The 10,655-nt window shown below is 67.2% G+C and carries 15 protein-coding genes and 1 tRNA gene; 10 read left to right on the top strand and 6 right to left on the bottom strand.

Annotation, left to right across the window (positions count from 1 at the left end; all coding sequences use genetic code 11):
* Positions 1-162: 162 nt before the first annotated feature.
* From CJZ80_RS10910 to CJZ80_RS10890, 5 genes are all read right to left on the bottom strand, one after another.
* Complete coding sequence (locus CJZ80_RS10910; protein WP_094513063.1) at positions 163-543, bottom strand: ribonuclease III domain-containing protein; 381 nt, start codon at positions 541-543, stop codon at positions 163-165.
* Positions 544-565: 22 nt separating this feature from the next.
* Positions 566-916, bottom strand: a complete 351-nt coding sequence (locus CJZ80_RS10905; protein WP_094513062.1) for an STAS domain-containing protein — start codon at positions 914-916, stop codon at positions 566-568.
* A 115-nt stretch (positions 917-1,031) separates the two neighbouring features.
* Positions 1,032-2,168 carry a glutamine-hydrolyzing carbamoyl-phosphate synthase small subunit gene (gene carA, locus CJZ80_RS10900; RefSeq protein ID WP_094513005.1) on the bottom strand — a complete coding sequence of 379 codons (1,137 nt, stop codon included), beginning with the start codon at positions 2,166-2,168 and terminating at the stop codon, positions 1,032-1,034.
* Positions 2,165-3,229: an anthranilate phosphoribosyltransferase gene (gene trpD, locus CJZ80_RS10895; RefSeq protein ID WP_094513004.1), complete on the bottom strand. Its 1,065-nt coding sequence runs from the start codon at positions 3,227-3,229 to the stop codon at positions 2,165-2,167. The genes carA and trpD overlap by 4 nt, the downstream gene beginning before the upstream one ends.
* A 163-nt stretch (positions 3,230-3,392) precedes the next feature.
* On the bottom strand, positions 3,393-3,716 hold the full coding sequence (locus CJZ80_RS10890) for a DUF3288 family protein (protein ID WP_094513003.1): 324 nt from the start codon (positions 3,714-3,716) through the stop codon (positions 3,393-3,395).
* Positions 3,717-3,865: 149 nt separating this feature from the next.
* Between CJZ80_RS10890 and CJZ80_RS10885 the strand changes: the two genes are divergently transcribed.
* The 9 genes from CJZ80_RS10885 (at position 3,866) to CJZ80_RS15465 (ending at position 8,371) form a co-directional block, all read left to right on the top strand.
* Positions 3,866-5,614 carry an ABC transporter ATP-binding protein gene (locus tag CJZ80_RS10885; protein WP_094513002.1) on the top strand — a complete coding sequence of 583 codons (1,749 nt, stop codon included), beginning with the start codon at positions 3,866-3,868 and terminating at the stop codon, positions 5,612-5,614.
* A 123-nt stretch (positions 5,615-5,737) separates the two neighbouring features.
* On the top strand, positions 5,738-6,001 hold the full coding sequence (locus CJZ80_RS10880; protein WP_094513001.1) for a hypothetical protein: 264 nt from the start codon (positions 5,738-5,740) through the stop codon (positions 5,999-6,001).
* A gap of 25 nt (positions 6,002-6,026) precedes the next feature.
* On the top strand, positions 6,027-6,785 hold the full coding sequence (gene msrA / locus CJZ80_RS10875) for a peptide-methionine (S)-S-oxide reductase MsrA (protein WP_094513000.1): 759 nt from the start codon (positions 6,027-6,029) through the stop codon (positions 6,783-6,785).
* 72 nt (positions 6,786-6,857) lie between these two features.
* Positions 6,858-7,214 carry an MliC family protein gene (locus CJZ80_RS10870; protein WP_233133014.1) on the top strand — a complete coding sequence of 119 codons (357 nt, stop codon included), beginning with the start codon at positions 6,858-6,860 and terminating at the stop codon, positions 7,212-7,214.
* Positions 7,215-7,219: 5 nt separating this feature from the next.
* On the top strand, positions 7,220-7,420 hold the full coding sequence (locus tag CJZ80_RS10865) for a hypothetical protein (protein ID WP_094512999.1): 201 nt from the start codon (positions 7,220-7,222) through the stop codon (positions 7,418-7,420).
* A 2-nt stretch (positions 7,421-7,422) separates the two neighbouring features.
* Positions 7,423-7,788 carry a hypothetical protein gene (locus tag CJZ80_RS10860; RefSeq protein ID WP_094512998.1) on the top strand — a complete coding sequence of 122 codons (366 nt, stop codon included), beginning with the start codon at positions 7,423-7,425 and terminating at the stop codon, positions 7,786-7,788.
* A gap of 15 nt (positions 7,789-7,803) precedes the next feature.
* Positions 7,804-7,877: transfer RNA gene (locus CJZ80_RS10855), tRNA-Pro, on the top strand.
* 134 nt (positions 7,878-8,011) lie between these two features.
* Positions 8,012-8,146, top strand: coding sequence for a hypothetical protein (locus CJZ80_RS15815; protein WP_255374151.1), 135 nt, complete (start codon positions 8,012-8,014; stop codon positions 8,144-8,146).
* An 81-nt stretch (positions 8,147-8,227) separates the two neighbouring features.
* Positions 8,228-8,371 carry a hypothetical protein gene (locus CJZ80_RS15465; RefSeq protein ID WP_198948291.1) on the top strand — a complete coding sequence of 48 codons (144 nt, stop codon included), beginning with the start codon at positions 8,228-8,230 and terminating at the stop codon, positions 8,369-8,371.
* Between the two features lie 395 nt (positions 8,372-8,766).
* Here the strand turns inward: CJZ80_RS15465 and CJZ80_RS15145 are convergent, their stop codons facing one another.
* Complete coding sequence (locus CJZ80_RS15145; protein WP_144037015.1) at positions 8,767-9,903, bottom strand: hypothetical protein; 1,137 nt, start codon at positions 9,901-9,903, stop codon at positions 8,767-8,769.
* Positions 9,904-10,219: 316 nt separating this feature from the next.
* Here CJZ80_RS15145 and CJZ80_RS15720 point away from each other — a divergent pair, with 316 nt between their 5' ends.
* Entirely contained in the window at positions 10,220-10,582 is a 363-nt protein-coding gene (locus CJZ80_RS15720) for a leucine zipper domain-containing protein (RefSeq protein WP_233133013.1), read from the top strand.
* Positions 10,583-10,655: the final 73 nt, after the last annotated feature.

Raw genomic sequence — 10,655 nt, 5'->3', positions numbered from 1 at the left:
TCCGCCACGCTCCGGCGCCGGACCGCGGCGCTCAGGCCGCCCTTCGCCCGGACGGGCCGGCCGTGCGCCGCGCGGCCCGGCGCCGGGCCGATCGCTGCCCCCGCCTGCGCCATTGGGCCGGCGGCGCTCGAAACGTTGGTTCATGGGTACGGAGGCAAGGGGTCAGGGGTCGGTCTGTTCCAGATGATCCAGCAGCTGGGCGAGCCGTCCGGGATTCCGTAAAAAGAGCCAGCCCACCATTGTCTCAAACCCTGTGGCCTGTCCGTAGCGTCCCGGATCTCCCCGGCGAGGACCACGGCCGGCTTTGTTGCGGCCACGCCGCACCCATTCCCGCTCTTCCGGCTCCAGCAGCGGCTCGAGCCGCTCAAGCGCCCGCGCCTGGGCATCGGCGCGCACTTCCTCCACCACGGCCCTGTGCAGCGCATCGCTGCGGCCGGGGCTGCGGCAGTGGCGCAGACGTTGATGCAGTTCCCACACCGCATCGCCCAGCCAGGCGAGCTGGAGCGGCCCCAGCGCCTCGGCTTCCGCCGGTTGCAGGCGCATCAGCCAGCGGACGGCCTCGGAATCAGGCGGTGGCAAGGGCACCCAGTGCCGTTTCCAGATCGGGCTGCAGGTGCAGGAAGCTTTCCAGGCGCACCAGTTTCACGGTCTGGATGACGCGGGCGTTGCCCACCACCACGAACTGGATGTTGGCTTCGGTGCACTGCTTGGCCAGCTGCACCAGCACGCCGAGGCCGGAGGAATCGATGAAATCGATGTGGGTGAGATCCAGCAGCAGCGGCAGCTTGTTGCTGCCCATCTGTTCGGTGATGAACTCCTTGAACTGCTTGTCGGAATAGGCGTCGAGCTGGCCAGTGAAACTGCACAGCAGGCAGTTTTCGCGACGCTCACAGCCGCCCCGTAAGGAAACGGTCAGTCGATGCAGTTCTGGAATCGCCCCAGCCCTCGATGCGAAACGAGCGACCGAAGTGTAATGAGCGATGGCAAGGCCCAGACCGCTCGCACACAAAACCGGAACACCCGCCGGTCGATCAGGCGCGGCGTTCAGCCATCAGGGCCACGAAGCGGCCGAAGTGGTGGTCGGCGTCGTGGGGGCCAGGACTGGCTTCCGGGTGGTACTGCACGCCGAACACGGGCCGGTGGCGATGGCGCAGGGCCGCCACCGTGTTGTCGTTGAGGTTGGTATGGGTGATTTCCACCTGTGCCGCATCCAGCGAGGCGGCCGCCAGGGCGAAGCCGTGGTTCTGGCTGGTGATTTCCACCACCCCATGGCCGCCGCAGGGATGGTTGAGGCCGCGGTGGCCGTAGCTGAGCTTGTAGGTGCTGCCCCCGAGGGCCAGGCCGAGGATCTGGTGGCCCAGACAGATGCCGAACACCGGCAGGCTGGGTTGCTCGATCAGCCCCGCCGCCAGCCGGATGCCGCTCTGCACGGCGGCCGGATCTCCGGGCCCGTTGGAGAGGAACACCCCCTCCGGCTCCTGGGCCAGCACCTCGTCGAGGTTGGCGCCCGCCGGAAGCACCGTGACCGTGCAGCCGTGGGCGCTGAGCCGCTCCAGGATCGCCCGCTTGATGCCGAAGTCGATCGCTACCACCCGGTAGGGCTCAGCCGGCGCCACCTGCTGGCGCTGATCGAAGCCGGCGCCGCAGAGCTGTTGCCACACGTAGCTGGTGGGGGTGCTGACGGTTTCCGCCAGGTTCAGGCCTTCCATCGAGGGGCTCCGGCGCACCTGCTCCAGCAGGGCGGCGGCGGCGGTGCCATCGCTGCTGATCGCGCCGTTCATGGCACCCCGCTCCCGCAGGTGGCGCACCAGCGCGCGGGTGTCCACGCCGGCGATGCCCACCACACCGTGCTCCGCCAGCCAGTCGGCCAGCAGGCCTTCAGAGCGCCAGCTGCTGGCCACCGGCGCCAGCTGGCGGGCGATCACGCCGCGCACCTGCGGGGTATCGGCCTCGCGGTCGTCGGCGTTCACGCCGGTGTTGCCGAGCTCCGGGTAGGTGAAGGTGACCAGCTGGCCCGCGTAGCTGGGGTCGGTGATCACCTCCTGATAGCCGGTCATGCCGGTGTTGAACACCACCTCACCGATGGTGGTGCCCACCGCACCGAAGGCCGTGCCCCGCAGCACGGTGCCATCGGCGAGCACGAGCAGGGCGGCGGAGGGGGCGGTCAAGGGGCAGGGGTAGCGCTGGTCTGATCATCCTCCTGCGCCAGGACTGCACGCAGGTCCTCGAGCCGCTGCCACGGGGCCGGGCCCGCCAGCGCCGCCAGCGCCTGCGCCAGGCCGTCCTCCACGCTCTCGGCCCTGGCAGCGGCCCAGAGCACCAGCGCCGTGTTCAGCGCCACCACGTCACGCTGGGCGCTGCTGCCCTCCCCCTGCAACACCGCCGCCAGGATGCGCTGGTTGGTTGCCACATCGCCGCCGGCCAGCGCCTCGATCGGCGCCTCGGCCAGCCCCAGGGCGGTGGGATCGAGGCGGAGCGAGCGGATCTGCCCCTGCTCCACCAGGCGCAGCTCGCTCGGACCGGACAGCGAGGCCTCATCGAGACCGCCATGGCCGTGCACCACCACCGCCCTCTCCAGGCCGAGGCGGCAGAGGGCATCGGCCATCGGATCGAGCAGGTCGGCGCGGGCCACGCCCAGCACCTGGGCTTCCGGCCGCAGCGGATTCACCAGCGGGCCGAGCAGGTTGAACACCGTGCGCACGCCCAGACGGCGGCGGATCGGTGCCAGCCCCACCAGGGCCGGATGCCAGCCGGGCGCGAACAGAAAGGTGACACCGCTCTGCGGCAGTGCCCCCACCACGGTGGCGGCCGGCGCCTTGAGGTTGAGCCCCAGCGCCTCCAGCACATCGGCGGAGCCCACCTTGCCGCTGGCGCTGCGGTTGCCGTGCTTGGCCACGGTGGCACCGCAGGCCGCCGCCACGAAGGCCACCGCCGTGGAGATGTTGAAGCTGTCGGCCCCGTCCCCGCCGGTGCCGCAGGTATCCACCAGGGGAAGATCGGGGCGGGGGCAGGGCAGGGGTGCCGCCTCGCGCAGCACCGCGGCCATGGCCGCCAGTTCCCCGCCACTGACCCCCTTGCTGCGCAGGGCAGCCAGCAGCGCACCGGTGAGTTCCGGTTCGATCGCCGCGGCGATCCAGCCCTCCATCAGGGCGGTGGCATCGGCATCGGCCAGCGGCTGGCCCTGCAGCAGGGTTTCGAGCAGCTGGGGCCAGGAAAGGGTGGAACGCATCGAGCCTGAGACGTGGTGGCCTGGTTGCGGGGAAAGGGCGCCCGGCCAGAAAAAAAGCCCGGGTGCAGGACACGCCGGGCCAGGTGATGGGGACGCTCCCACTATCACCTGAGAAACGCGAATCCGCTGATCATCGGAGCACACTGAGACCGATTCCCGTCGTTCAGGGCGTGTCCTGCGCGGCGGTGTCGAAGCCGCTGCCCACCGCCTGGCCCTCGGCGGCCGCAACCGGGCCGGGCCGGTAGCCGCCTTCCCACAACGCCCGCGTGCGGCGGTGCAGCTCCTCGCGGTTGAGGCCCCAGTGGGCCAGGGTCTTGGTGAGATCGGCGCGCAGATCCTCGGCGCCGGGAAAGCCGTCGTAGCGGTTCAGCAGGCGGGCCAGATCCACCAGCTGGCCGTCGCCGGGTTGGTCGCTGGCCAGCAGGCCGTCCACCACCTGGCGATCGGTGCCATACAAAGGATGCGACTGGCTCTCGGGTGACGGCATGGGTAGGGGTGTGTTCGGGGCAGGGTGAGGCGCTGTGTGCGGCGGTGCGGGCGGGGCGGGGTGCTGATCTCCGCGCGGCCCGGCTCGAAGGCCTGCCACTCTCGCCCGGCTGGCGCGATCCGTAGGTTGGAGCCATTCCACCCCCCGCCATGGCCGCCATCCGCCTGGGTCTGATCTGGCGCTACCTGCGCCCCCACCGGCGGGTGCTGCTCGGCGGTGTGCTGGCCCTGGTGGTGGTGAACCTGCTGAGCGTCGCCATCCCGCTGATGGTGCGCGGGATCATCGACGACCTGCAGGACGGCTTCGCCGTGTCCTACGTGCTGAGGCAGGCCGGCTGGATCGTGCTGCTGGCCTCGCTGATGGGGGTGGCGCGCCTCGTTTCACGCCTGCTGGTGTTCGGCGTGGGGCGCCAGGTGGAGGCCAGCCTGCGCCAGCGGGTGTTCGACCACATGCTGCGCCAGGAGCCCGGCTGGGTGCAGACCACCGGCAGCGGCGAGGTGATCAGCCGCTCCACCAGCGATGTGGAGAACGTGCGACGCCTGCTCGGTTTCGCCGTGCTCAGCCTCACCAACACGGCCCTCGCCTACGCGCTCACCCTGCCGGCGATGCTGATGATCGACCCGCTGCTCACCCTGGCGGCGGTGGGTCTGTACCCCTTGATGCTGATGGTGGTGCGTCTGTTCGGCGGCCGCATGATGCGGCAGCAGCGGCGCCAGCAGGAGTGCCTGGCCAGCCTCAGCGACCTGATCCAGGAAGACCTCTCTGGCATCAGCGCCATCAAGATTTACGGCCAGGAGGTGCACGAGCAGACGGCCTTCGGCGAACGCAACGGCCGCTACCGCGACTCGGCCCTGGCCCTCTCCCGCACCCGCAGCACCCTGTTCCCGCTGCTGGAAGGCATCTCCTCGATCAGCCTGCTGCTGCTGCTGGCGATCGGCAGCGGCCAGCTGGAAAGCGGCCGCCTCAGCATCGGCAACCTGGTGGCCCTGATCCTGTTCGTGGAGCGGCTGGTGTTCCCCACCGCCCTGCTCGGCTTCACCCTCAACACCTTCCAGACCGGCCAGGTGAGCCTGGAGCGGGTGGAGGAACTGCTCGGCCGCCGGCCACGGGTGGAATCCCCGGCCGATCCGGTGCCTCCCGCCCGTGAGCGCCATGGGGCTGTCGAGGCGCGTGGTCTCACGGTCCGCTACGACGACGCCCACCGCGAGGCCTTGAGCGACGTGAGCTTCCGCATCGCCCCCGGCGAACTGGTGGCGGTGGTGGGTCCGGTGGGCTGCGGCAAAACCACCCTGGCCCGGGCCTTAGGCCGCATGGCGGAGGTGCCGTCCGGGCAGCTGTTCATCGATGGCGTCGATGTCACGGCTCTGTCGCTGGCCGACCTGCGCGCCCAGGTGGCCCTGGTGCCCCAGGAGGGCTATCTGTTCACCGCCACCCTGGCCGACAACCTCCGCTACGGCGACCCCGACGCCAGCTTCGAGCAGGTGGAGGAAGCGGCCCGCGAGGCGCGGCTGGAAGGCGACATCCGTGGCTTCCCCGATGGCTACGGCACGCTGGTGGGGGAGCGTGGCATCACCTTGAGCGGTGGCCAGCGCCAACGCGCGGCGCTGGGCCGGGCGCTGCTGGTGGATTGCCCCCTGCTCGTGCTTGATGACGCCCTCGCCAGCGTGGACAACAACACGGCGGCGGCGATCCTGCAGTCGATCCGCGCCCAGCACGGCCGCACGATCGTGATGATCAGTCACCAGCTCTCGGCCGCCGCCGCCTGCGACCGCGTGCTGGTGCTGGAGGACGGGCGGCTGGTGCAGCAGGGCCACCACGAGGATCTGCTGGCCCTGCCCGGCACCTACCGCCGCCTCTGGGAGCGGCAGCAGGCGGAGGTTCAGCTCCAGTTGGCCTGAACCGAGACGCTCAGCTGCAGCTGGCTGAACCAAAACGAGTTGTTGAACGGAGCAGACAACCTGCCCCGGGGCGGCTTAGCTGGGGGCCGGGATCTCCCGGCCGCCAACCGTTCCCTCGTCGTCATGGATCCCCTCAAGGGCTACAACCTGCGCTGCACCCTCACCTTCGGCGATATCTACGGGCAGGTGCTGGTGTGGATGCTGGTGATTTTCGTGAGCCTGGCGGCAGGCCTCGCCTTGATGGGCTCCAGCAAGCCGATCTTCGCCCTGGTGGGTGTGGGCGTGATCCTGGTGCTGTCGCTGCCCTTCCTGCTGTTTGCGTTCACCACCACGCTGCTGAACCACATCGCCCTGCTGCCGGCGGCGGACACGGAAACCCCTGCCTAGGCTCCGTTCAGCTTCCAACGACCCGTTGTTCGGACTCTTCACGACCGGCACCAGCAGCCCAAAGCAGCGGATCGTTTCCGCCACGGAGGCCCTACCCGGTCGGGCCACGCCGATCCCCACCGCTGAACGCCACGTGGTGCTGGGCACACCGCTGCAGGCACCGCTGCAGGCCCATGAACAGGAAGCCAGCTTCGGCTGCGGCTGTTTCTGGGGCGCGGAAAAGGGCTTCTGGCGCCTGCCCGGCGTGGTCACCACGGCCGTGGGCTACGCCGCCGGCCACACCCCCAACCCCACCTACGAGGAGGTGTGCTCCGGCCGCACCGCCCACACCGAGGTGGTGCGGGTGGTGTGGGACACCCGGCGGGTCGATTTCGCCGATCTGCTCAAGCTCTTCTGGGAATGCCACGACCCCACCCAGGGCCTGGCCCAGGGCAATGACACCGGCAGTCAGTACCGCTCGGCGATTCTCTGCACCACGCCCGAGCAGCTGACGCTGGCCGAGGCCAGCCGCCGCCACTACCAGGAGCAACTCAGCGCCGCCGGCTTCCCGGCGATCACCACCGAGATCCTGATCCACAAGCCCTTCTATTTCGCCGAAACCCACCACCAGCAGTACCTGGCCCGCCCCGGCAGCCGCCCTTACTGCTCCGCCCGTCCCAGCGGTGTACGGCTCACCGCCTTTGCCGGCGGCAACTTCCTGCTGGCGCCCGAGGTCTGGGCGCAGTACGACTGGTCGGTGCAGCACTGCGTGCTGCGCAGCTCCAACGAGCCGATCCGCCTCTGACCCAGCCTCTGGGCTGGCCCGAGCGGTTCGGCGGCCCTCCTCGACCCTTCGCTTCCACACTGGTTCTTCCCGATGACGACCGGACCCGCTGCCAGATCCGCTGCCAGCCTCCTGGCCGCCGGCCTCAGCGCCACCGTTGTGGTTCCGTTGATGCCGCCGGTTCTGGCGATGAGCTCCCCTTGGTGGGAGCACTACGAGATCCGCGAGAGTTTTCTCTGCCGCGACCAGGGACGCCTCGTGGTGGAGCGCAATGACGCTCAGGCCTCGCTGATCAGCGGTGGTTCCCGCGCCACCTTGTTCCGGGAAACCTCGCCGCTGCCGGGGGTGCGCTACGGCGACGACAACCTGCGGTTGATCCTCAGAGGCGATGAGCTCACCGTGGAGCGGCTGCCGCAGCGCTTCTCCTGCTTCCGCACCGATCAGGCCTGACACCGATGGGTTCCCTCTCCGACCGCACAGTGATCGTGTCACTGCTCTGCACCCTGGGCCTGGTGTTTGCCCTGGTGTTCTGGTACGGCAAGCTCAACCCGGCGCCGGAGGCGCCGCTGCTGTGGAAGGAGGCGCCGCCATCGCGAAGCACCCCCGCCCCCGGGCTGGAGCCGCGCGTGCCCCGGGCCAACGGCAGCGTGATCTGAGCGTGGTCGATCCCCCAGGCGAGCCTCAGGGCAAGCGCAAGCTTCACCCCCTCCCCCGCGGCCTCGTGGAGCTCTATGGACTGCTGGCAGTCCTGTTCGTTCTGGTGCCGGAGTGGATGGCCGGGGGAGCGCTGCTGGGCCTGCCTGGGGCCTCGGCTGGCGACCCGATGCCCGTGCGGGCCAGCGCCTGGCGGCGGGTGCCGGAGCTGCGGCTTGCCTCCCTCTCCCTGGCGGAACTGCGCCACACGGCGCGCCGGCTGCGGCTGTGGGGCTATGCCGGTGCCCGCCGTGAACAGCTCAACGCCCGGGTGCTGCGGCGGCTCAAACGCACCAAGCACTGGGAGCGCTGGCTGCCACCGGAGCTGTGATAGTTTCCATCTCGCCGGGGCGTAGCGCAGCTTGGTAGCGCACCACTTTGGGGTAGTGGGGGTCGTGGGTTCAAATCCCGCCGCTCCGATTCAGTCACACCGGTAGATCCCAGTCAGACAGCCGCCTCTTCCCTAGGGGTGGCTTTTCTGTTTAGGTCTGTTTGGGCCTATTGAGGCCTAAACAGGCGACAGAATTGGTCCACCTTCCGGTCCATTCGGGTCCATGGATGCAGCGCTCTGCGATCTGAGCGCCAGGCTCAAGGCAGGTCACCACAGGTGTGCGGTGGAGCGCAGCAAGGCCAGCCTGGTGCTGCGCACCACCCCAGAAGCCCTGCTGCAACTGGTGCGGGACCGATGAAGCATTGAGGGCTGGCACTGGATCTGCGACACCCAGCTCTACGAGGACGACCACCGCTGCCGCGGCAATGGCGCCAGCGCGATGGCCACGCTCCGAACCGCAGCGCTGAACCTGCTGCGGTTGGCCGGTTTCCAGTCGATCCTCGCTGGGATGCAGGCGTTGATGCACGGCATCACGGCGCTGCTGGTGATGGAGCGACGGCAGCCACAGCAAGATCCTTATTGAGGCTTTGAATCAACCCTGCCTTGCTGCTGGCCGCGCGGGTGCTTCGCGTCCTGCGCTGCTGCCCAATGGCTGCTGTTTTGTTTCTACGTCCGCCCGCTCCGTGTCCTGCTCCAGAACCGTTCGCCAGCAGCGAGAGGCCCCGCCTGCCGCCAAGCTGGTGGAGGCGATCATCCAGCTGGGCTGCATTCTCTTCAGAGGCGAAGACCTGAATGTCGCTGCACAGAAGAATGATCCCTACCTAGCTGAGCTATACTGCTAACTCGACTTCAATCAATTCAAAGCCTTTTAAGCTAGCGGCCGAGTGGTGAGCGCCCAGCAGGAGGCTTAGGTGTCGGCGGGGGTGTGGCCCTAAGGTCACCTCACACCAGGCGATCAGCCCTGCTTGATGAGAGCAGTCATAACAGCCGACTGACAAAATCGAGCGGAGTCAGGCCGCTGTTGCCGTCTGGATAGTTGGCGAAGCCAACCGTCACGTCGCCATACAGGGAGTTGGCTGTACTCAGCACGCTTACTGCTCCATCGCTACTGCGCGTCACATCCAAATCCTGCCAACTGGCCTTGGCACGAAATTCACCCTTTTTGTTGCGTTTGATAGTGACCTCCGAGGCGATTGCCAGGTCGCCCTCGTCGTTCAGGGCAACACTGGTGGCAGGCAAACGGTAGCTGCCGTTGTCTGTACGATAAATCCCTTCAAAGTGGGTGATCAGGTCGGTGCGATCTCGATTCCGATAAGAGAAAGTCGTGTAATTCGAAAACTGACCAGTGATGCTGTCGTAATCGATCAAATAGGCCTCACCGGCAGAGACCCTGCTGGCCTCTTCGTTGAGCACCTCGCCCGACCCGCCGGCAATGGTGTACTTTCCGCTGCCGTTGGCCCAAATGCCATAAGCCGTGTGCGTTACCAACGGATCGCGCTCGCCCGGGAAGCGGATGGGGGTTTGACGGCCCGTAGCCAGCTCGACGATGAAAGCAGTGGAACTGAGACTGAAATAACCCGTGAGATCGTCGACATCGGCGTTGTCGGTATTACCGACAGCCAGACCGCCATCCACAGAGTGGACAAACGTATAAGAACCCTTCACGCCCAACTGAGTGGTGCCTTGCACGCTGCGCCAACCAGTGGCCGTGGAGCCGTTCAGAGCACCGGTATAAGTGAAGCCTACGATGGCAGGGTTATCTGAGCTAGGCGTTTGGTTCCCAAGGCTCCGGGTATACGCGCCCACAAGATTCCCCAGGCCGGCACCAAAGTTGTCGGGCCCATAGACGCTGGTGCCTGCAGCACCAAATCTTTTCGGCACTGCCACTGTGCTCCAGGTCCCGGAGCCACTGACACCTCGCCTCATCACCCTATCCAAGGGCCCCTGGTACACCAGGCCCACAGGGGTGGGACCCGGTGAGTTGTTGGCGCCGACCAACACAAAAGTGCCCGGTGCATCACCACCCTTGAGGCCTTGTAAATAGGTGATCACCGAGGGGTCATTCCCCGGGTTGTACTGGAAGGGGGAAATAAATTGACGACGCTCGGCGGTCATGGTCAGGGGGCTGCAAAGGACTGCCGGCAGTTGGCCGCACACTGCCAGCTTGACGCACACTCCATAAGTTGGCAAAGAATGGTTAACTCCTGACAACACAACCGAAGGATCCAGCTTGCCTAGCTGAGGTCCCTATCGTTCCAACCCGAGTTAAATAGCCTTTCTTGCGACGCCTTCTTTCCCTGTCCGCCGGCGTCATTGCTCTGGCCCTCGTTGTTGACCTAACTGTCTAATGCCACAGGTTGTTCCAGGTCACAAAGGTTTGTGAGGTTGACAGGGTGGTGGTGCGACCCAACAAACCAAGGCCTCACACCCCATGCATCCACACCCCACTATCCGCCTGACACCGATCGATCGTGAACGCCTGATCCGTCAGCATCTCGACCAGGGCCGATGCCTTGCTGAGTTGGCTGCTGAGAACGGCATCAGTGAATGCACCACCCGCAAGTGGCTGGCACGCTTTCGCTCTGATGGACCAGCGGCACTGGCGGATCAATGCAGCATTCGCCGCAGCCAGCGGCGGAGACTCGATCCGGAGCAACAGCAGCAGGCCGTGGAACTCAAACACCAGCGCTGCAGCCTCCGAAGGATCGTCCGGCTGCTGCTGGCGCCGATCAGCATCCTTGCCCGGGCGATGCGGCGCCTGGGGCTGAACCGACTGCGGAACCTCAACCCTTAGCTCGAAGCGCTTCTGCGTTGGCAAAGCCTTCTCAAAGAGAAGCAGTGACCGCCGGTGCAGCGATACCAGTGGG

The organism is Synechococcus sp. MW101C3, from assembly GCF_002252635.1.
Lineage (GTDB): Bacteria > Cyanobacteriota > Cyanobacteriia > PCC-6307 > Cyanobiaceae > MW101C3.
The sequence above is the reverse complement of the archived record's forward strand: the minus strand, read 5'-3'. Positions and strand labels throughout refer to the sequence as shown.